31 protein-coding genes and 2 pseudogenes are annotated in these 17,935 nt (G+C 37.3%); 31 read left to right on the forward strand and 2 right to left on the reverse strand.

Translation table 11 applies throughout. The features are described 5' to 3' along the window. The 30 genes and pseudogenes from BM283_RS14180 to rplQ all read left to right on the forward strand — a co-directional run. A pseudogene (locus BM283_RS14180) lies at nucleotides 1-94 on the forward strand (elongation factor Tu); the annotation flags it as partial. A gap of 70 nt (nucleotides 95-164) precedes the next feature. Beyond that, entirely contained in the window at nucleotides 165-473 is a 309-nt protein-coding gene (gene rpsJ, locus BM283_RS14185) for a 30S ribosomal protein S10 (RefSeq protein ID WP_046851108.1), read from the forward strand. 72 nt (nucleotides 474-545) lie between these two features. Beyond that, complete coding sequence (gene rplC, locus BM283_RS14190; RefSeq protein ID WP_090694243.1) at nucleotides 546-1,199, forward strand: 50S ribosomal protein L3; 654 nt, start codon at nucleotides 546-548, stop codon at nucleotides 1,197-1,199. A 53-nt stretch (nucleotides 1,200-1,252) separates the two neighbouring features. Then, complete coding sequence (gene rplD, locus BM283_RS14195; RefSeq protein WP_090694245.1) at nucleotides 1,253-1,870, forward strand: 50S ribosomal protein L4; 618 nt, start codon at nucleotides 1,253-1,255, stop codon at nucleotides 1,868-1,870. Continuing rightward, complete coding sequence (rplW, locus tag BM283_RS14200) at nucleotides 1,867-2,199, forward strand: 50S ribosomal protein L23 (RefSeq protein ID WP_090694246.1); 333 nt, start codon at nucleotides 1,867-1,869, stop codon at nucleotides 2,197-2,199. Before rplD ends, rplW begins: the two co-directional genes overlap by 4 nt. Nucleotides 2,200-2,202: 3 nt before the next feature. Next, complete coding sequence (rplB, locus tag BM283_RS14205) at nucleotides 2,203-3,036, forward strand: 50S ribosomal protein L2 (RefSeq protein ID WP_090694249.1); 834 nt, start codon at nucleotides 2,203-2,205, stop codon at nucleotides 3,034-3,036. A 5-nt stretch (nucleotides 3,037-3,041) separates the two neighbouring features. Next, on the forward strand, nucleotides 3,042-3,326 hold the full coding sequence (gene rpsS / locus BM283_RS14210) for a 30S ribosomal protein S19 (RefSeq protein WP_090694251.1): 285 nt from the start codon (nucleotides 3,042-3,044) through the stop codon (nucleotides 3,324-3,326). Nucleotides 3,327-3,337: 11 nt separating this feature from the next. Next, the gene (rplV, locus tag BM283_RS14215) at nucleotides 3,338-3,667 is read left to right on the forward strand and encodes a 50S ribosomal protein L22 (protein WP_074667402.1); all 330 of its coding nucleotides are present in this window, start codon (nucleotides 3,338-3,340) and stop codon (nucleotides 3,665-3,667) included. Nucleotides 3,668-3,697: 30 nt separating this feature from the next. Next, entirely contained in the window at nucleotides 3,698-4,423 is a 726-nt protein-coding gene (rpsC, locus tag BM283_RS14220) for a 30S ribosomal protein S3 (RefSeq protein ID WP_090694253.1), read from the forward strand. A gap of 78 nt (nucleotides 4,424-4,501) precedes the next feature. Beyond that, a complete protein-coding gene (gene rplP, locus BM283_RS14225) occupies nucleotides 4,502-4,918 on the forward strand; it encodes a 50S ribosomal protein L16 (protein WP_090694255.1) in 417 nt (138 codons plus the stop codon). Between the two features lie 4 nt (nucleotides 4,919-4,922). Further along, nucleotides 4,923-5,117, forward strand: a complete 195-nt coding sequence (gene rpmC / locus BM283_RS14230; protein WP_046851099.1) for a 50S ribosomal protein L29 — start codon at nucleotides 4,923-4,925, stop codon at nucleotides 5,115-5,117. Continuing rightward, nucleotides 5,114-5,368, forward strand: coding sequence for a 30S ribosomal protein S17 (gene rpsQ, locus BM283_RS14235; protein ID WP_090694257.1), 255 nt, complete (start codon nucleotides 5,114-5,116; stop codon nucleotides 5,366-5,368). The genes rpmC and rpsQ overlap by 4 nt, the downstream gene beginning before the upstream one ends. 113 nt (nucleotides 5,369-5,481) lie before the next feature. Continuing rightward, entirely contained in the window at nucleotides 5,482-5,850 is a 369-nt protein-coding gene (gene rplN / locus BM283_RS14240; RefSeq protein WP_074667399.1) for a 50S ribosomal protein L14, read from the forward strand. An 18-nt stretch (nucleotides 5,851-5,868) separates the two neighbouring features. Further along, on the forward strand, nucleotides 5,869-6,183 hold the full coding sequence (gene rplX / locus BM283_RS14245; protein ID WP_090694263.1) for a 50S ribosomal protein L24: 315 nt from the start codon (nucleotides 5,869-5,871) through the stop codon (nucleotides 6,181-6,183). A gap of 15 nt (nucleotides 6,184-6,198) precedes the next feature. Continuing rightward, entirely contained in the window at nucleotides 6,199-6,738 is a 540-nt protein-coding gene (gene rplE, locus BM283_RS14250; RefSeq protein WP_090694266.1) for a 50S ribosomal protein L5, read from the forward strand. Between the two features lie 7 nt (nucleotides 6,739-6,745). Then, the gene (gene rpsN / locus BM283_RS14255; RefSeq protein ID WP_090694269.1) at nucleotides 6,746-7,051 is read left to right on the forward strand and encodes a 30S ribosomal protein S14; all 306 of its coding nucleotides are present in this window, start codon (nucleotides 6,746-6,748) and stop codon (nucleotides 7,049-7,051) included. 89 nt (nucleotides 7,052-7,140) lie between these two features. Next, entirely contained in the window at nucleotides 7,141-7,536 is a 396-nt protein-coding gene (rpsH, locus tag BM283_RS14260; protein WP_090694270.1) for a 30S ribosomal protein S8, read from the forward strand. Nucleotides 7,537-7,548: 12 nt separating this feature from the next. After that, nucleotides 7,549-8,085, forward strand: coding sequence for a 50S ribosomal protein L6 (gene rplF / locus BM283_RS14265; RefSeq protein ID WP_090694273.1), 537 nt, complete (start codon nucleotides 7,549-7,551; stop codon nucleotides 8,083-8,085). 14 nt (nucleotides 8,086-8,099) lie between these two features. Continuing rightward, nucleotides 8,100-8,456 carry a 50S ribosomal protein L18 gene (gene rplR / locus BM283_RS14270; RefSeq protein WP_046851091.1) on the forward strand — a complete coding sequence of 119 codons (357 nt, stop codon included), beginning with the start codon at nucleotides 8,100-8,102 and terminating at the stop codon, nucleotides 8,454-8,456. Between the two features lie 14 nt (nucleotides 8,457-8,470). Then, nucleotides 8,471-9,010, forward strand: coding sequence for a 30S ribosomal protein S5 (rpsE, locus tag BM283_RS14275; RefSeq protein ID WP_090694274.1), 540 nt, complete (start codon nucleotides 8,471-8,473; stop codon nucleotides 9,008-9,010). Then, nucleotides 9,007-9,198 carry a 50S ribosomal protein L30 gene (gene rpmD, locus BM283_RS14280; protein ID WP_090694277.1) on the forward strand — a complete coding sequence of 64 codons (192 nt, stop codon included), beginning with the start codon at nucleotides 9,007-9,009 and terminating at the stop codon, nucleotides 9,196-9,198. Before rpsE ends, rpmD begins: the two co-directional genes overlap by 4 nt. Further along, nucleotides 9,199-9,630: a 50S ribosomal protein L15 gene (gene rplO, locus BM283_RS14285; RefSeq protein WP_090694278.1), complete on the forward strand. Its 432-nt coding sequence runs from the start codon at nucleotides 9,199-9,201 to the stop codon at nucleotides 9,628-9,630. It abuts the gene before it with no gap. 8 nt (nucleotides 9,631-9,638) lie between these two features. Then, on the forward strand, nucleotides 9,639-10,967 hold the full coding sequence (secY, locus tag BM283_RS14290; protein WP_090694281.1) for a preprotein translocase subunit SecY: 1,329 nt from the start codon (nucleotides 9,639-9,641) through the stop codon (nucleotides 10,965-10,967). A 15-nt stretch (nucleotides 10,968-10,982) separates the two neighbouring features. After that, on the forward strand, nucleotides 10,983-11,201 hold the full coding sequence (infA, locus tag BM283_RS14295; RefSeq protein ID WP_046851086.1) for a translation initiation factor IF-1: 219 nt from the start codon (nucleotides 10,983-10,985) through the stop codon (nucleotides 11,199-11,201). A gap of 47 nt (nucleotides 11,202-11,248) precedes the next feature. Continuing rightward, the gene (gene rpmJ / locus BM283_RS14300; RefSeq protein WP_074667393.1) at nucleotides 11,249-11,362 is read left to right on the forward strand and encodes a 50S ribosomal protein L36; all 114 of its coding nucleotides are present in this window, start codon (nucleotides 11,249-11,251) and stop codon (nucleotides 11,360-11,362) included. Between the two features lie 41 nt (nucleotides 11,363-11,403). Further along, the gene (gene rpsM / locus BM283_RS14305; protein ID WP_090694283.1) at nucleotides 11,404-11,763 is read left to right on the forward strand and encodes a 30S ribosomal protein S13; all 360 of its coding nucleotides are present in this window, start codon (nucleotides 11,404-11,406) and stop codon (nucleotides 11,761-11,763) included. Nucleotides 11,764-11,798: 35 nt separating this feature from the next. Continuing rightward, nucleotides 11,799-12,188 (forward strand): 30S ribosomal protein S11, encoded by a 390-nt coding sequence (gene rpsK / locus BM283_RS14310; protein WP_090694285.1) that lies wholly within the window; start codon nucleotides 11,799-11,801, stop codon nucleotides 12,186-12,188. 12 nt (nucleotides 12,189-12,200) lie between these two features. Next, nucleotides 12,201-12,827 carry a 30S ribosomal protein S4 gene (gene rpsD, locus BM283_RS14315; RefSeq protein ID WP_090694287.1) on the forward strand — a complete coding sequence of 209 codons (627 nt, stop codon included), beginning with the start codon at nucleotides 12,201-12,203 and terminating at the stop codon, nucleotides 12,825-12,827. 34 nt (nucleotides 12,828-12,861) lie between these two features. Next, nucleotides 12,862-13,863, forward strand: a complete 1,002-nt coding sequence (gene rpoA / locus BM283_RS14320) for a DNA-directed RNA polymerase subunit alpha (RefSeq protein WP_090694290.1) — start codon at nucleotides 12,862-12,864, stop codon at nucleotides 13,861-13,863. Then, the gene (rplQ, locus tag BM283_RS14325) at nucleotides 13,853-14,248 is read left to right on the forward strand and encodes a 50S ribosomal protein L17 (protein ID WP_090694292.1); all 396 of its coding nucleotides are present in this window, start codon (nucleotides 13,853-13,855) and stop codon (nucleotides 14,246-14,248) included. Before rpoA ends, rplQ begins: the two co-directional genes overlap by 11 nt. Before the next feature lie 1,023 nt (nucleotides 14,249-15,271). On the opposite strand, the gene BM283_RS14330 is transcribed toward rplQ, so the two are convergent. Both BM283_RS14330 and BM283_RS14340 read right to left on the reverse strand, forming a co-directional pair. After that, on the reverse strand, nucleotides 15,272-16,249 hold the full coding sequence (locus BM283_RS14330) for a BRO-N domain-containing protein (protein ID WP_175492159.1): 978 nt from the start codon (nucleotides 16,247-16,249) through the stop codon (nucleotides 15,272-15,274). Nucleotides 16,250-17,177: 928 nt separating this feature from the next. After that, nucleotides 17,178-17,453, reverse strand: coding sequence for a hypothetical protein (locus BM283_RS14340; protein WP_090694297.1), 276 nt, complete (start codon nucleotides 17,451-17,453; stop codon nucleotides 17,178-17,180). Between the two features lie 282 nt (nucleotides 17,454-17,735). Between BM283_RS14340 and BM283_RS14345 the strand changes: the two are divergent. Then, nucleotides 17,736-17,935: pseudogene (locus BM283_RS14345) on the forward strand (IS1595 family transposase); the annotation flags it as partial.

Below are 17,935 nucleotides of genomic sequence, written 5' to 3' on the forward strand. Positions count from 1 at the left end.
TGCTCCCATTGCGATGGAAGAAGGATTGCGGTTTGCAATCCGTGAAGGTGGCAGAACTGTTGGGGCGGGTGTGGTAGCTAAAATTATTGAGTAGAAATATTGCCAATTAAAATAGTGATCTAATTCTGGAATTAGAATACGGATCGGCTAATCTCAGGATTAATATGCAAAATCAAAAAATACGTATTCGTTTAAAAGCATTTGACTATCGGCTTATAGATAAGTCAGCAATGGAAATTGTGGAGACAGCGAAGCGTACAGGTGCTGTTGTTAGAGGCCCTGTTCCGCTACCGACGCGAATTGAGCGATTTGATATATTGCGGTCTCCGCACGTGAATAAGACTTCGCGCGATCAATTTGAAATTCGGACGCATTTGCGCTTGATGGACATTTTAGATCCGACGGATAAAACAGTCGATGCTTTGATGAAGCTTGATTTGCCCGCTGGTGTTGATGTGGAGATCAAGTTGTAACTTTATAAAAGTAATGTTGAGCATAAAGTTAGTGCTAGCTTTTAATGAAGATGTTTGCAAAGGAATAAATTAATGAGCATAGGTTTAATCGGTAAAAAAGTAGGTATGACCAGGATTTTTACTGATAATGGAGATAGCTTTCCTGTAACGGTGCTGGATGTATCGAATAATCGTATTACTCAGATTAAAAAATTTGAGACTGATGGTTACAATGCATTACAAGTAACTTTTGGAATACAGCATGCTAATCGGTTAAATAAGCCGGCTCAGGGGCACTTTGCAAATGCTGGAGTGGAAGCTGGGCGTGTTATTAAAGAATTTCGTGTTAACGCAGAAGAGCTGAATGAAGTTAAGGCAGGGATGAAGCTTGAATTGAACATGTTTCAGGTCGGCCAGATTGTAGATGTGACCAGTAAAAGTATCGGCAAAGGATACGCTGGAACAATTAAACGGCATAACTTTTCCTCAAACAGAGCGAGCCACGGGAACTCAAGATCGCATAACGTTCCCGGTTCGATTGGTATGGCACAGGATCCAGGGCGTGTGTTCCCAGGAAAAAAAATGTCAGGAAGACTGGGGGGTGAAAAATGTACCATTCAGAATCTTGAGATTTTGCGTATAGATATGGATAGAGAGCTCATTCATGTAAAAGGGGCTGTTCCAGGTGCCAAGGAAGCAATTGTTGTATTGAGGTCGGGTATTAAGAGTAAGCCAAAAAACAAATAATAAATTCAGAATTTTGTAGTAAAAAATAAATCGCCAAAGAATAGGGGCCAGCAGTGGAAGCTAAATGTATTGGATCTGATGGGACAACGAGTAATATATCAGTTTCGGAGTCAGTGTTCGGAAGAGATTACAATGAAACACTAGTCCATCAAATAATAACAGCATATATGTCGAATGCGAGACAAGGTACTCGTGCTCAGAAAGGCCGATCGGATATAACGAAGTCTACACATAAACTTTGGAGGCAGAAAGGTACAGGTAGAGCCAGAGTTGGCGCGGCTTCTAATCCATTGTGGCGAGGTGGTGGTAGAATTTTTCCGAGTAGTCCACTGGAGAATTTTGCTCATAAAGTCAATAAGAAAATGTATCGGGCAGGCATATGTACTATTCTTTCTCGCTTACTAAGCGAAAATAGATTGCATTTAATTGAGGAGTTTTCAGTTGATACTCCAAAAACAAAGGAGTTAATTAATAAGCTAGAAGCGCTAAATTTTAAGAATGTATTGATTATTACAGAACAGGTTAATGATAATCTTTATTTGTCTTCAAGAAATGTGCCTATGGTAAGTGTAATTGATGCATCACACATGGATCCCATAAATTTAATAAAGCACAATGACATTCTAATGAGCCGTGAAGCATTAGTGAAAATTGAGGAAATGTTAAAATGAAATCTTCTAGTATTAGCCCTGAAAGAGCTCTGCAAATTATTCTGGCCCCTCAAGTTTCTGAAAAAGCAACATTAATCGCAGAAAAAGATAATCAAATAATTTTTCGTGTTCTACCCAGTGCAGATAAAAGTGAGATTAAGGCTGCCGTTGAGTATCTGTGGAAATCTCAAAAAATAGAAGTGACAAAAGTGCAGATATCAAATGTTAAAGGAAAACAAAAAAGATTTGGCCGATATATGGGGCGAAGAGCAAATTGGAAAAAAGCATACGTTGGCATCAAAAAAGGTCAGGAAATTAATTTTTCTGAAATGATAAAAGGCGAGGATTAAGTAATGACTTTAGTGAAAGTTAGACCAACTTCTCCTGGGCAGCGTGCTGTTATTAAAATTGCAAATAAGGAATTATACAAAGGGAAACCTTATTCTGCACTTGTAGAAGACAAACAGAAAACTGCGGGCCGTAATAATTCCGGGCGCATTACACTACGTCATAAAGGCGGTGGCCACAAAAGAAATTATCGAATGATTGATTTTCGTCGTAACAAAGACGGAATCATCGCTAATGTAGAGAGAATAGAATACGATCCTAATCGTAGTGCTAATATAGCTTTGTTATGTTATCTGGATGGAGAAAGACGCTATATTATTGCGCCTAAGGATATAGAGATTGGTAGTAAATTGCTGAGCGGCGTTAAGGCACCTATCAAGACTGGCAATGCAATGGAACTGCGGCACATACCAATTGGAAGTACAGTGCATTGTATAGAGCTACAACCCGGTAAGGGCGCGCAGTTGGCACGATCTGCTGGTTCTTCAGCTCAATTGCTCGCGCGAGAAGGGAGCTACACACAAATACGATTGCGTTCAGGGGAAATTCGTAGAATACATATAAATTGTAGGGCTACAATTGGTTCTGTGGGTAATGAAGAGCAAAATTTAAAATCGATTGGAAAAGCAGGTGCACAGCGCTGGCGAGGTATTAGACCAACAGTACGAGGTGTGGCAATGAATCCAATCGATCATCCACATGGTGGTGGTGAAGGGAAAACGGCTGCAGGTCGACATCCTGTAAGCCCTTGGGGACTGCCTACTAAAGGGTTCCGAACCAGAAAAAATAAGCGCACTGAAAACATGATAGTGCGTCACAGACATTCTAAGAAGGGTTAAGTTTTATGGGACGATCTGTTAAAAAGGGTCCGTTTGTAGATACCAATCTTTATAACAAAATACAAAACGCTAAAACTAATAATGACAAGAGGCCAATTAAAACATGGTCTCGTAGATCAACTGTAATTCCAGATTTTATTGGTTTAACTATAGCAGTGCATAATGGCAGGCAACATATACCTATTTATATTACTGAAAATATGGTAGGTCACAAATTAGGAGAGTTCTCACTTACTCGAACTTTTAAAGGCCATGCTGGCGATAAAAAGACTGCAGGATCTAAAAAATAGGAATATCAATTATGCAAGCAACTGCAATATTACCAAGCATTAGATTGTCTGAACAAAAAGGGCGCTTGGTGGCAAATCAAATACGAGGTTTAAAAGTAGCTAAAGCAATTGAGTTATTGACTTTTAGTCCAAAAAAAGGGTCAGCTATTATTCTAAAACTTCTTGAAACAGCCATAGCTAACGCTGAGCATAATGAAGGTGCTGATATCGATGAGCTGCATATATCAGAAATTATGGTGGATCGTGGAACATACCTAAAGCGATTAAGTACTCGAGCAAAAGGACGAGGCAATCGCATAATGAAACCAACATGTCGTATTTTATTAACAATTAGCGATTAAAAATTATTTGCGAAAAGCTTGGCGAAGATTATGGGACAAAAAATAAATCCTACAGGATTCCGACTTTCTGTACTAAAGAATTGGTCATCAAAATGGTTTGCACATGGTAAGAATTTCTCAAAATTATTAAATGAAGATATTAAAGTTCGAGAATATCTTCGAAAGAAATTATCTCATGCTTCTGTCGGCCAGATTGTAATTGAACGCCCTTCTAAAAATGCACGTATAACGATTTTTAGCTCGCGTCCTGGGGTTGTTATAGGCAAAAAAGGGGAAGATATTGAGGTTCTAAGAAAAGAGCTCGAAAAATTGATTCGTATTCCTGTGCATATAAATATCGAAGAGATAAGAAAACCAGAAATTGATGCGCAACTTATTGCCGATAATATTGCTCAGCAACTAGAAAAAAGAATTATGTTTAGAAGAGCAATGAAAAGAGCCATACAGAACGCAATGAGATTAGGCGCTCAAGGTATTAAAATTATGAGTTCAGGGCGTTTAAATGGCATCGAAATAGCGCGTACTGAATGGTATCGAGAAGGACGTGTTCCGCTACATACATTGCGAGCAGATCTTGATTATGCTACTTCAGAAGCTAAAACAACATATGGAATTATTGGTATAAAAGTGTGGATTTTTAAGGGAGAGCAGTTAGAAACCAGGAACCGTGACCTGACTTCAAGCACACCATATTCTTTAGCAGCAGAAGAAAATAAAAAACGTACGGATAAAATGATTACAGAAAAGACTGCTTAGAGATAAAGTGTATAATTCTGAATGTTAATCTAGTCGCAAATATAAATTCTTTCAATATATTAAAGGTTAATAAATAAAATGCTCCAGCCAGCAAGAACAAAATACCGCAAGCAGCATAAGGGGCGGAATACTGGAATTGCTACTAGCGGTAACAAAGTTAGTTTCGGTGAATATGGATTGAAGGCCGTTGGCCGAGGCCGAATAACTGCTAGACAGATCGAAGCAGCGCGTAGAGCAATGACAAGGCATATTAAGCGAGGAGGAAGAATTTGGATTAGAATATTTCCAGATAAGCCAATCTCGCAAAAACCTGCTGAAGTTAGAATGGGTAAAGGGAAAGGTAATCCTGAATATTATGTATCAGAAATAAAGCCAGGTAAGATGCTATATGAAATGGATGGTGTTGATGAGCAATTAGCAAGAGAAGCATTTAAGCTTGCAGCTGCCAAATTGCCAATAAAAACGCAATTTATGGTTCGTCATATAGGAAGTTAAAGCAATGAAAGCAAGTGAGCTTAAGAAAAAAACTGATGAAGAACTGAAAAATGAATTAATGTCTTTGTTACGAAGCCATTTTAATTTAAGAATTCGACACGCAACTCAGCAACTTGAAAATGTATCTCAGTTAAGAAATGTGCGGCGAGATATTGCTAGGGTTAAAACAGAGCTTAATCAAAGAGTTAGAATGTCATGAATAACGATAAAAAACCTAATACCCTAGTAGGCAAAGTAGTGAGTGATAAGATGGATAAAACTATCACGGTGCTTGTTGAACGAAAAATAAAACATCCACTTTATGGTAAAACTATTATCCGTTCAAAGAAAATTCATGCTCATGATGAAAATAACCAATTTAATATGGGCAATTTAGTGATAATACAAGAAGTACGGCCATTATCGAAAACTAAAGCGTGGCGTGCAATCAAATTATTGAGCAGTAATTAACAAACTGAAAATAATCATTTATTGGATGCTCCATATTAAATTCTTTTGATGTGAAAAAGATTTAATTAGACAAAATAAAACAAATTAATTTATTTATATACACGGATTAAAAAATGATTCAGCCTCAGACGATACTGAATGTAGCAGATAATACAGGTGCGCGATCTATCATGTGCATTAAAGTGTTAGGAGGATCTAAGCGGCAATATGCTGGTATCGGTGATATTATCAAAGTAGCTGTAAAAGATGCAGCACCCCGCGGTAGAGTTAAAAAAGGTGAGGTTTATAATGCAGTAGTCGTCCGTACAGCAAAAGGAGTTCGTCGATCAGATGGATCATTGATTAAATTTGATGCTAATGCCGCAGTAATATTAAATACCAAATTGGAGCCTATTGGAACACGTATTTTCGGTCCAGTTACAAGAGAACTCCGAACGGCTCAATTCATGAAGATAGTATCACTTGCACCCGAGGTAATGTAAAAGCATTCAGGTATTAATATGAAGAAAATTAAAAAAGGTGATGAGATTATAGTTCGATGTGGTAAAGATAAAGGTAAAAGAGGCACAGTATTGCGGTATGTAACTGATAATTATATCGTGATACAAGGTTTAAATATGCTTAAAAAGCATGTAAAGCCCAATCCGACAAAAGGCACTGTTGGAGGTATTACTGAATTTGAAAAACCAATACATATATCAAATGTGTCAATCTATAATCCTACCACCAAAAAAGCGGATAGAGTGGGTATAAGATTAGGTGATAATAATAAATCCCGGATTTTTAAATCTAATAAAGAGCAGGTTAGTATTTAACAAGGTATAGTCTAAATGGCCAGATTACAGGAATTTTATAATCAAACTGTGAAGCAGCAATTAATGCAGCAATTTAGTTATAAATCAGTTATGGAAGTGCCACGAATTACCAAAATAACTCTCAACATGGGTGTGGGTGAAGCGACATCGGATAAAAAAAAGATTGAAAATTCGATGAGCGATCTTGAAAATATAAGTGGACAGAAGCCTATTACTACAAAAGCAAGAAAATCAATCGCCACATTTAAAGTGAGAGTTGGCTATCCTATCGGGTGTAAAGTCACTTTACGCGGTAAAAGAATGTTTGAATTTCTTGATCGATTAATTAATGTTGCTATTCCTCGGATTAGAGATTTTCGTGGAATTTCTGGAAAAGGGTTTGATGGGAGAGGGAACTATAACCTCGGAATTAAAGAGCAGATCATTTTTCCTGAAATTGAATATGAAAAAATTGATGCATTAAGAGGCATGAATATTACGCTAACAACTACAGCGAAGACTGATTTAGAAGCAAAAGCATTATTGTCAGCTTTTAAATTCCCATTTAAAAATTGAGACTGGAATGGCAAAAAAATCTCTTATAAACAGAAATTTGAAAAGACAAGCAACGGTAAAGAAATACGCTAATGTTAGACAATCTTTATTAGTGATCCTTGCTAACAGTCAAGCGAGCTTTGAAGAAAAGGATGAGGCTAGAAAAAAATTGCAAAATTTACCGAGAAATTCTAGCTTTACACGACTACGGAATCGATGTGAGCTCACTGGTAGACCAAGAGGATATTATCGGAAATTCGGATTAGGGCGGAATAAACTAAGAGAACTTGCTATGAGTGGTCAAATTCCTGGAATGATTAAAGCTAGTTGGTGAATGATTGAAACTATAACGATAATTAATACTAATAAATAGTAATCAACAAATTAAATATTAATTCAGAAAAGTTTTTATAGGTAAAAAATATGAGTCTAACGGATCCAGTAGCTGATATGTTAACCCGCATAAGAAATGCGCAATTATCTCAAAAATCCTCAGTGCTCATGAGTTCATCTAGGTTAAAAAAAGCTATCGCTGAGGTGCTTAAAGATGAAGGTTATATTGAAGATTTTCAAACATACTCAGAAAAAGAAAAAATAAATCTGGAAATCAAGCTAAAATATCACGCTGGCCATCCTGTTATAGAGAAAATATCTAGAGTTAGTCGTCCTGGATTAAGAGTATATAAATCTTGTTCTGAGTTACCTAATGTAATGAATGGATTAGGTATTGCAATAGTATCTACTTCCAAAGGTGTTATGACAGAAGAAAAAGCGCGACTGAATGGAATCGGTGGCGAAGTTTTATGTATAGTAGCTTAAAGGATTAATTCAATGTCGCGAATTAGCAAGAAACCAATTCAAATACCGAATAATGTTGATTTCAGTATTTCAAATAGCGAAATAATCGTTAAAGGTCCGTTAGGCTCTCTTCACCAACGCCTCTCTGCTGATCATATTACCATCGCGAATGAAAATAATGAATTATTGGTTAAATCAACAAATTCGACAAAACAATCTCATTCATTATCGGGAACAATGCGATCTTTAATTAATAATATGATAATTGGAGTAACTTCTGGTTTTGTGAAACGATTAAATATTGTTGGTGTAGGTTATCGTGCACAGGCGAGTAGTGATACATTAAATTTGAGTCTGGGATTCTCTCATCCGATTGCTTACAAAATGCCGAATGGCATTACAGTTGAAACACCTACTCAAACAGAAGTCGTGATTAAAGGAATTAATAAACAGCAAGTTGGACAAATAGCAGCAGAAATTCGCGCATTTCGACCTCCTGAGCCTTACAAGGGTAAGGGTGTGCGCTATGCTGATGAAGTGATAACCCTTAAAGAAACTAAGAAAAAATAGTAAATAGGAAGCTCATGAAAAACCTTAAGCTATCTCGCATAAGAAGAGCTCGCAGAACACGAGTTAAAATTGCATTGCTAAAAACTTACCGGCTTTCAGTGCATCGCAGTAATAAACATATTTATGCGCAAATTATAGATGATGAAAATAGTAAAGTATTAGTAAGTGCATCGACGCTTGAGAGCGACGTTAGGAGTATCATAACGAATGGTGGCACAGTGCAAGCTGCAGAATTTATTGGTAAAAGAATAGCAGAAAAATCTAAAAACCTAGGAATTGACACCGTTGCCTTTGATCGATCCGGCTATAAATACCACGGGCGAGTCAGAGCATTAGCTGAGGGTGCTCGAAATGGTGGAATTAAATTTTGAGATAAGGAATATTAATGTCTAAAGCTTCAAGAACACAAAACATTACCTCGGTAAATGATGAGCAGACCGATGAACTTAAAGAAAAAATGGTCTCGATTAACCGTGTTACTAAAGTTGTGAAGGGTGGACGCATCCTGGCCTTTGCTGCGTTAACAGTAGTAGGTGATGGTAAAGGCAGAATTGGTATGGGTAAAGGTAAATCCAGAGAAGTACCTGTTGCCGTTCAAAAAGCGATGGACGAAGCGCGACGCAAAATGGTTAAAATTGAGTTAAAAAACGGTACTCTTCAACATGCTGTTGTTGGAAGACATGGTGCTGCCAAAGTATTCATGCAACCCGCTTCTGAAGGAACCGGTATAATAGCAGGTGGACCAATGAGAGCAATATTTGAAGTTATGGGCATTACTAATATACTTGCTAAATGTATTGGATCAACTAATCCTTATAATGTTGTGCGCGCTACCATTCAAGGACTTGAATCAATACGTACGCCTTCAATGATAGCTTCTAAAAGAAGTAAAAATCTTGAAGAGATTTTAGGAAAGCTAAAATGACAAAAGATAATAATGCGAAATTGAGGATTAAATTAGTTAAGAGCTTGATAGGTAAAAAAAACGAACATCGTAGAATAATTGCGGGATTAGGTTTAAAACGAATAAATAGTATTGCGATATTACAAGATAGCCCCTCAATAAGAGGTATGATAAATAAAGTCTCATATTTGGTTAAGGTTGAGCAATAAATGTATTTAAGTAATATAAAATCAAATAAAGAATCGCGGAAAGCCAGAAAAAGAGTGGGTAGAGGTATAGGCTCAGGCTTGGGTAAAACAGCAGGAAGAGGCCATAAAGGACAGAAATCTCGAGCTGGCGGCTTTCATAAAGTAGGCTTTGAAGGTGGACAAATGCCTTTACATCGACGTTTACCTAAGCGTGGATTTACATCCCTTGATAATACACAAGTTAAAGAAATCAAATTATCAGTCCTTGCTCAATCCTTTAATGAGATTAATGGAATAGACGACTTGAAAAAGGCTCGGTTAATAGCTAATTCGATACAAACGGTGAAAGTATTATTTGATAAGAAAATAAATACAGCACTAGTGATTAAAGGATTGGCTGTATCAAAAAATGCAAAAGAAGCTATAGTTAATGCTGGTGGCAATGTTGATTAATTAAAGGAATGGTTTTGGCTGCAAATAAATTTAATAAAGATGTGAATAAATATTCGGATTTGAAACGAAGGCTCTGGTTTTTGTTGTTTGCACTCATCGTTTACCGAATTGGAGCTCATGTACCTGTTCCTGGAATAGATCCAATTGTTCTGAAAGATTTATTCGATACCCAAGAAGGCGGCATATTGGGTATGTTCAATATGTTTTCCGGCGGAGCCTTATCACGTTTTTCAATATTTGCATTAGGAATAATGCCTTATATTTCAGCATCTATTATAATGCAATTAGGCACGATTGCTATTCCATACCTTGAGTCGCTTAAAAAAGAGGGGGAGTCTGGAAGAAGAAAAATAACACAATACACTCGCTACGGCACGGTAGTGCTTGCATTGGTGCAAAGCTATGGAATATCAATCGCTTTACAGTCTCAGGCTGGATTAGTAATAGAACCAGGGATATTTTTCGTAATAACAACTGTTACAACATTGGTAACAGGTACTATTTTTCTCATGTGGCTTGGCGAACAGATTACAGAACGTGGAATCGGAAATGGAATATCACTGATCATCTTTGCTGGAATAGCGGCTGGCTTACCTGCAGCTATTGGTGGTACGCTAGAATTAGTTCGAACAGGTGCTATGCATTTTCTAGTTGCTTTAGGTATATTTATAGCGGTTATTGCTGTAACAGGATTCGTAGTTTTTGTCGAACGTGGCCAAAGAAAGATTTTGGTAAACTATGCAAAACGACAAGTAGGAAAACAAGTATTTGGAGGGCAAAGTTCACACTTGCCTTTAAAATTGAATATGGCGGGTGTAATACCTCCAATATTTGCCTCTAGTATTATTTTATTTCCTGCTACGATGGCAGGTTGGCTGTCAACTGATGAATCAATGACTTGGTTAAAAGACATAAGCGGAGCTTTATCGCCAGGCCAGCCGATGTATGTTATTCTATATGCTGCAATGATTGTATTTTTTTGTTTTTTCTATACAGCGCTTGTTTTTAATCCAAAAGAAACAGCAGATAATCTTAAAAAGAGCGGAGCGTTTATTCCCGGTATTCGTCCAGGCGAGCAGACAACGCGTTATATTGAAAAGATAATGCTTAGGCTTACACTTGTTGGAGCTATGTATGTGACCCTTGTCTGCTTATTGCCTGAATTTTTGATATTGAAATGGAACGTACCTTTTTATTTTGGTGGGACGTCTTTACTTATAATAGTTGTTGTAACAATGGATTTTATGGCGCAGGTTCAATCACATGTTATGTCAACCCAATATGAAAGCTTGCTTAAGAAAACTAGTTTTAAAACTAGCCCTTATATATCGCGTTAGAATGTGGTCATAATAATGGCAAAAGAAGAAACAATTCAAATGCAAGGCGAGATACTCGAAACCCTGCCAAATGCTACATTTAAAGTTAAACTGGAGAATGGTCATATTGTGTTAGGCCATATATCAGGGAAAATGCGCATGAATTATATACGTATATTGCCTGGGGACAAGGTGACTGTGGATTTGACTCCCTATGATTTAACTAAAGCTAGAATTACCTTTAGAACTAAATAAAATCAAGCTCTTAAATAAACATTATTCAATTAAAAAGGAAACATCAATTGAAAGTATTTGCTTCTGTAAAGAAAATATGCAGAAATTGTAAAATAATTAGACGCCAAAGGGTTGTAAGAGTTGTTTGTATTGATCCCAGACACAAACAGCGACAAGGTTAATATTTAAGCATTGGCTAATAAATAATATTCAAGGTGAGTAAATGGCGCGTATAGCCGGAGTTAATATACCTAATCATCAACACGTCAAAATTGCTTTAACGGCAATTTATGGAATCGGCAATTCAACTTCACGAAAAATATGTAATGAATTGGGGATTGAAGGTTCTATTAAATTAAAAGATATATCAGAAGCCCAATTAGAGCAAATACGCGAAAAAGTTGCCAAATATACTGTTGAGGGCGATCTTCGACGTGAAATATCGATGAATATTAAAAGATTAATGGATCTTGGCTGTTATCGCGGATTGCGACATAGAAGGGGTTTACCTGTAAGAGGACAGCGTACGAGAACGAATGCTCGTACTAGGAAGGGACCGAGAAGATCTGCAAGTACACGATAATCATCTATAAATATTGATTCTAAGGTAATAATTTAATGGCAAAGGTTCAATCTAAATTACGAAAAAAAGTTAAGAAAAATATTGTTGAAGGGATCGCGCATATACATGCTTCATTTAATAATACAATTGTTACGATTTCCGATAGACAAGGTAATGCTTTATCGTGGGCAACTTCAGGAGGAGCTGGATTTAAAGGTTCACGAAAAAGTACTCCTTTTGCTGCTCAAATTGCTGCTGAACAAGCTAGCAAAATTGCACATGAATATGGAATTAAAAATTTAGAAGTACGTATAAAAGGACCTGGGCCGGGTAGGGATTCAGCAGTCAGATCTTTAAATGCTGCTGGCTTTAAAATTACTAGTATCTCCGATGTTACCCCTGTACCCCATAATGGATGTCGACCACCAAAAAAACGTCGAATTTGAGAGGAATATTTAGTGGCTAGAATTCTTGAACCAAAGTGTCGGCAATGTCGTCGAGAAGGTGAAAAATTGTTCTTGAAAGGCGATAAATGCTTTTCAAGTAAATGTGGAATTGAAAGAAGAAATTACCCTCCAGGCCAACATGGTCAGAAAAAGAGTAGAATTTCGGATTATGGATTGCAATTAAGAGAAAAACAAAAAGTTCGTCGCATTTATGGATTACTTGAACGGCAATTCCGAATTGTTTACAAAAATGCTGACAGAATGCGTGGTGTAACAGGTGAAAATTTGTTACAAATGATAGAGAGTAGATTAGATAATGTGGCCTATCATATGGGATTTGGATCTTCAAGAGCTGAATCTAGACAAGTTGTGCGACATAACTGTATATTAGTGAATGGGCGTCGAGTTAATATACCTTCCTATCAAGTTTCGCCTGGAGATATTATTGAAGTAGCTGATAAGGCTAAGAATTATCTTAGAATCAAATCATCTCTTCAATCTGCTGAACAACGCGGCTTTCCTGCATGGTTGGATGTAGATGTCAAAGCTATGAAAGGTACATACAAAATGAAACCGGAAAGATCTGAGTTATCATCTACTATTAATGAGTCTTTGATAGTTGAGTTATATTCAAAATAATTAATTTTATATCTTTCTAGTTAAGGATTTATACATGTCGAGTAGCCCGTATCTTATACCTAGAATAATAGAGGTCCAGAATATTACTCCTGTCTTGGCTAGAGTGATAATGGAACCATTCGAGCGTGGGTATGGTTATACATTGGGTAATGCATTACGTAGAGTTTTACTGTCCTCAATGCCTGGATCTGCAGCTACAGAAGTTCGAATAGCCGGGGTGGTACATGAGTATTCTACGCTTGAAGGCGTACAAGAAGATGTTATTGATATTCTTCTGAATCTCAAAAATATCGTTTTTAAACAGCATAGCAATACAAAATCTGTATTAACATTAAAAAAGAATATAGATGGACCAGTTACTGCTGCAGATATTGAGAGTACCCATGATGTTGAGATTGTGAATCCTGATCACGTCATTGCGCATATCGTAAAAGGTGGAACTATTGATATGCAAATTATCGTTGAAAAAGGACGCGGTTATGTTCCCGCTAACGTAAGACGTTCGGCAGATATGGATACTCAAGTTGGCAGCATATTATTAGATGCCTCTTTCAGTCCCATCAAAAAGATTAGCTATTCTGTCGAAAATGCGCGCGTAGAGCAGCGTACTGATCTAGATAAATTAATAATTGATATTGAAACAAATGGATCTGTTGATCCTGAAGAAGCAATACGTTATGCTGCAAGAGTACTTGTAGATCAATTGTCAGTTTTTGCTGAGCTTGAAACCACTCCTCTTCCTAAAGAGCAGCCTAAAATACCACAAATTGATCCGATATTACTACGTCCAGTTGATGATTTAGAACTTACTGTGCGTTCAGCAAATTGCTTGAAAGTAGAAAATATTTACTATATTGGAGATTTAATACAACGTACTGAAGCTGAGTTACTAAGAACTCCGAATTTAGGAAGAAAATCACTTAATGAAATTAAAGAAGTGTTAGCAGCTCGAAATTTATCTTTAGGTATGAAATTAGAAAATTGGCCACCGGCTAATCTTGAAAATCAGGGAAAGGAAACTGGTCATGCGTCATAAAAATGGACTTAGAAAACTAAATCGCACCAGTAGTCATAGATTGGCGATGTTTAGGAATATGGCTAATTCACTATTACGCCATGAAATAATTAAAACTACTTTGCCAAAAGCGAAAGAATTGCGCAGAGTTGTTGAGCCCCTTATAACAATAGGAAAAGACCCTACTGTTATCAATAAAAGAATAGCTTTCAACCGGTTGCGGGATCGCGACATTGTTGTTAAATTATTCTCTGATCTGGGAACTCGTTATAAACTGAGAAAAGGTGGATATCTTCGAATTTTAAGATATGGGTTCAGGAGAGGCGATAATGCACCTATGGCCATAGTTGAACTCGTAGATCGACCTCAGGATGTGGATATATCTGCTACTCCAAAAGAAGAATAGAACTCATTTAAGTCTAAAATGTTTGATTTTAGACCTAAATACATATTGTTAGGATATGATTGGGCTACTCGACCAAGTAGCCTTTTTCATATGTGATGAGTTCTCCTTGTGTTCTTTGTCAATCATGGTGTCTGCTTTCCAGTAATTTAACCATTCTCCTCGGTTTGCTACCTCAGGTATCTATCTAATATCTACCCGGTTGTGGATGTGCTTACGGCTGCGTGTGATGTCTACCATAGCGTTTGTGGTATTTCTTCGCATGGTGGCGTAAATTCAGGTACAGCTGGTCATCTTCCGCCCGTTTAACCTTTAAGATATGCTAGTAGATTGTCTCATGGCAGATACTGGCCCAGCCTTCCCGTTTCAACCTACCACTGATCTGCTCGGGGCTCCACCGTTACCGAAGCATCATGTTAATAGAATTCACTAGCTCCATTGTCATTTTAATGGCTTTGGGTTTGTCTGTGTATGGCGTTGTTTGGCCTTCCTGTCGCGTGCATATGATAATAGCCGCGCATCACCGTGTTTCGTACAAGTTCTTGACTAAGGGATTGAGCACGGTTCATCCTAAATTTCTCTGTTGGAATTTAGGATGAAAATAGCTGTAATATAATTCTATCAACAGTTCCCGGCCAAAAATATTGACTGCTCCTAAGTTACAGTAAAAGTAAACAAGCTGAAAGTAAGGTGTGACAATGCTTTGAGAAGATTTTGATTGTTTTATTAAAATCTCACCTGATTGGTAATGCCATAAATCTCTCAAAGTGCCTTAATCAGTAGGGTTCTTGAGCAATTTAAAAGATTTCAACTGAGGAATTTAGATTCATATGCCGTGCTTTTTGATTCCGCGAATCCTCCTATTTCAGACGTATTTCAATATAATTCCTCAGTAAGAGTAATAAGCTATATATAAGCCATAATTTTTCCCGTGAGTTGTATGCCGGAATGCCTTTTACTATTCCTTGCTTTTGACTGCTTCTGCTGGAAAGATTTTGGTCTGATAAACGAGTTATGTGAACAATTTTAATTACTCTTTATCAGAGTCAATTGTTCAGGGTCATTTCTGCGATTACCGCCTGATAAAAAATTATCTGAACTAACAATCCTCTTGCCAAGTTTCTTTTCTAACATTCTGGCAGCATCTCCAGCAATTTTGCCACCAGCTTTAGCTGCTTCTGCGTTTTCATTTAACCCTTGTGTATCTGAGGAAATGGCAATAGCGGTAGTTGATTTTTCACCAAGCATAGTAAATATTAATTCTAGGTCAGTCATATGATCTCGTAAGCTATGATTCTTCAGCCCTTTTACTTTCTTGTGTGTAGAAACGTCAATACCAAAAGTTTCACAGGAAATAATATTGGTTAAGTACCCGTATTCCTTATCCTGCACACCTCTATTCTTCCATTCATTAGTTAATTCTTTGCGAGTTACTATTGATCTAATCCTTGCATCAATCCAATCTTCTGTTCGCCCTTCTATTTGCCATTGGAGAATAGCTCTTTTGACTCCAATTTCTGGATTTTGTATTTCTTGTATCCGCTCATATCCAACTTTAGCCAGCCACTTCTTAAAAGGTTCGGCTTTTTTTGATGGAATTGACTGTACTATTCTAAAAAGAGTTTCAACATTAACTGCTTCTGTAGAGTAATACTTTCCATCAGATGCCTTCATTTTCAGTTTTCTGATTTTATTGGAAAGCTCATAAAGCTCTTCTTTTTTAATAAGCTTTGATTTTAAATTTGTCCAATATTTACTCGGTCTATCTGTTTCTGTAACCGCTTCGATTACATCAACTATAGAAAAATGCCACTCATTTTCATGAAATACCTGTCTTATTTCTTTGTTTTTAAATAGAGCTAACTGTTCCTCTCCCTCTTTAATAATCTTGGTGTTTTCTTTTTTATCAACTTCTTTTTTTGTAACTTTTGCAATACGCTTTATTGCCTCATCCATTGGCATATCAAGGCCGAAAGATTTTTCATATTCCTTATCCTCGCTCATTGGATCAACTCCTTATATGTGATGCGCCTGTTTGTATGTGATAAAAGTCTATTAACTTTTGTATCTTCATCCTGTTTATCAAGCCATTAAGTCAATCAGAAGATTGTACAAGATTAGAACATGATCACCCTCTTAATTATCAAATGAGAACAATCTTTCCTGTTTGATCAGCACCTCTATACGGACAAATAACCGGGTCGCACGAAAACCCGTGGGAAATGGTTGAGCAGAGCGCGCGTATCAGTGTTTGCAAAGGCGATAGCTTGACCATCAAGCAGCATCAGAGGATACTGGTCACCCTGGCAGAGTCGAAATCGCGTCATAGCGGGTTGACTACCAGCCAAGCATGCTGAAGGGCTAATAGAAGGGATCAACCATTTACTGCTTTCCCACCACCAGCTAGATGTCATACTGAAATATTGGGCGCTAGCAACGAATTTGCAGGATAGGAAGCGATATCACCTCAAAGCTGGAAGCAGCCATCTACCTTGCACATCCAGACCATTCATGGAATGAAGGCAACAGTTGCCCATCGAATTTGGGTCAACATGATTAAAAATTGGATAAACTGGGGGTTAAATGGGCTGTCTAATTTTTAGTCAGCAGAATTTTTGAGGCATATTCTTTGGCATAGAAAATTTATTGAATTAATAATTTTCTATTATAATCAAGATATTGGTTATAAATGGCGGTGCCCAGAAGAGGAACACTGGATCGGCGGAATACCTCATAAATACTAGCTCAGTATTCCGTAATCTGTAATCCGTAATAAAACCTATTTTTTGACGTTCCTTTATTTTTGACCACCTGTTTCGAGCACACCTCAGCCATGTATTCTGGCCCAGATAATGCCAATCATCCATCCCAACTTTTCTTTGATGTTCCTATTTTTCTGATCACTGAATACCAACGCATCTCTGCCATTCTGTTAGTTTTTAAATTTCTTCATCACGTGATTAATGATGTCTATTGCTCGCCATAGGGGATTGCCTTTGCCATCAACCCGGTCCAGCTTGATTGGTTTTGGAAAATCTGGATGAGGCGCATAGTGTGTCTGAAAATTTTTCTTCTCAACTTTCAGGTAACGTGCGCAGTCATCAGTATTCCATCGTTGCTTTTCTAAAGGTATTGCGTTAGATGCCACCGGGTTTGCGATTGACTGTGTTAGCTTATTTATGAGTTCTTGTTCTATTATTGGTTCCATAAATTACAACCCCTTGCTTTCCTCATCAGTTCATTGGTCACTTTAAAGTATTCGTTTATTACCTGATGTATTACCAATCTTCTCTTCTTGCTTGAGTTCTTCTAAAGGTCTGCACATTTCAACCGTATCAATTTCATCTACGTAGCAGATAACCACTTTAAGTTCATGCTTTAGATTCGGTAAAATCAATTGCATGCCTATTATTCCAAAAGAAACACACGCTCCTATAATGATAGGGTCTTAGGAAGTTAAGCACTTATTAAGGTGTGTTAACTTACTGAGATGAATGGTAAAAATAGATACTACTTTCGTTCTCGAATTAGAGAAGCGAAATTTAGGCAACTTATTCGGTGCTTTTCTCTGGATTTCACTGCGACGAGCACAGCAAAATTGACCGGTATCTCGATTCGATCCGTTAATAGCATTTACCTTAAAATACGGCAGCGAATTGCCTGTTGTTGTGAGCTTGAATCGCCTCTGCA

It is taken from the genome of Nitrosomonas sp. Nm34 (assembly GCF_900113925.1).
In the GTDB taxonomy this organism is placed as follows: Bacteria; Pseudomonadota; Gammaproteobacteria; order Burkholderiales; family Nitrosomonadaceae; genus Nitrosomonas.

Bases quoted from the DNA above. Each gene is read 5' to 3' on its own strand.
- rpsJ (WP_046851108.1), top strand. From the start codon at position 165: ATGCAAAATCAAAAAATACGTATTCGTTTAAAAGCATTTGACTATCGG.
- rplC (WP_090694243.1), top strand. From the start codon at position 546: ATGAGCATAGGTTTAATCGGTAAAAAAGTAGGTATGACCAGGATTTTT.
- rplW (WP_090694246.1), top strand. From the start codon at position 1,867: ATGAAATCTTCTAGTATTAGCCCTGAAAGAGCTCTGCAAATTATTCTG.
- rplB (WP_090694249.1), top strand. From the start codon at position 2,203: ATGACTTTAGTGAAAGTTAGACCAACTTCTCCTGGGCAGCGTGCTGTT.
- rpsS (WP_090694251.1), top strand. From the start codon at position 3,042: ATGGGACGATCTGTTAAAAAGGGTCCGTTTGTAGATACCAATCTTTAT.
- rplV (WP_074667402.1), top strand. From the start codon at position 3,338: ATGCAAGCAACTGCAATATTACCAAGCATTAGATTGTCTGAACAAAAA.
- rpsC (WP_090694253.1), top strand. From the start codon at position 3,698: ATGGGACAAAAAATAAATCCTACAGGATTCCGACTTTCTGTACTAAAG.
- rplP (WP_090694255.1), top strand. From the start codon at position 4,502: ATGCTCCAGCCAGCAAGAACAAAATACCGCAAGCAGCATAAGGGGCGG.
- rpmC (WP_046851099.1), top strand. From the start codon at position 4,923: ATGAAAGCAAGTGAGCTTAAGAAAAAAACTGATGAAGAACTGAAAAAT.
- rpsQ (WP_090694257.1), top strand. From the start codon at position 5,114: ATGAATAACGATAAAAAACCTAATACCCTAGTAGGCAAAGTAGTGAGT.
- rplN (WP_074667399.1), top strand. From the start codon at position 5,482: ATGATTCAGCCTCAGACGATACTGAATGTAGCAGATAATACAGGTGCG.
- rplX (WP_090694263.1), top strand. From the start codon at position 5,869: ATGAAGAAAATTAAAAAAGGTGATGAGATTATAGTTCGATGTGGTAAA.
- rplE (WP_090694266.1), top strand. From the start codon at position 6,199: ATGGCCAGATTACAGGAATTTTATAATCAAACTGTGAAGCAGCAATTA.
- rpsN (WP_090694269.1), top strand. From the start codon at position 6,746: ATGGCAAAAAAATCTCTTATAAACAGAAATTTGAAAAGACAAGCAACG.
- rpsH (WP_090694270.1), top strand. From the start codon at position 7,141: ATGAGTCTAACGGATCCAGTAGCTGATATGTTAACCCGCATAAGAAAT.
- rplF (WP_090694273.1), top strand. From the start codon at position 7,549: ATGTCGCGAATTAGCAAGAAACCAATTCAAATACCGAATAATGTTGAT.
- rplR (WP_046851091.1), top strand. From the start codon at position 8,100: ATGAAAAACCTTAAGCTATCTCGCATAAGAAGAGCTCGCAGAACACGA.
- rpsE (WP_090694274.1), top strand. From the start codon at position 8,471: ATGTCTAAAGCTTCAAGAACACAAAACATTACCTCGGTAAATGATGAG.
- rpmD (WP_090694277.1), top strand. From the start codon at position 9,007: ATGACAAAAGATAATAATGCGAAATTGAGGATTAAATTAGTTAAGAGC.
- rplO (WP_090694278.1), top strand. From the start codon at position 9,199: ATGTATTTAAGTAATATAAAATCAAATAAAGAATCGCGGAAAGCCAGA.
- secY (WP_090694281.1), top strand. From the start codon at position 9,639: ATGGTTTTGGCTGCAAATAAATTTAATAAAGATGTGAATAAATATTCG.
- infA (WP_046851086.1), top strand. From the start codon at position 10,983: ATGGCAAAAGAAGAAACAATTCAAATGCAAGGCGAGATACTCGAAACC.
- rpsM (WP_090694283.1), top strand. From the start codon at position 11,404: ATGGCGCGTATAGCCGGAGTTAATATACCTAATCATCAACACGTCAAA.
- rpsK (WP_090694285.1), top strand. From the start codon at position 11,799: ATGGCAAAGGTTCAATCTAAATTACGAAAAAAAGTTAAGAAAAATATT.
- rpoA (WP_090694290.1), top strand. From the start codon at position 12,862: ATGTCGAGTAGCCCGTATCTTATACCTAGAATAATAGAGGTCCAGAAT.
- rplQ (WP_090694292.1), top strand. From the start codon at position 13,853: ATGCGTCATAAAAATGGACTTAGAAAACTAAATCGCACCAGTAGTCAT.
- BM283_RS14330 (WP_175492159.1), bottom strand. From the start codon at position 16,249: ATGAGCGAGGATAAGGAATATGAAAAATCTTTCGGCCTTGATATGCCA.
- BM283_RS14340 (WP_090694297.1), bottom strand. From the start codon at position 17,453: ATGGAACCAATAATAGAACAAGAACTCATAAATAAGCTAACACAGTCA.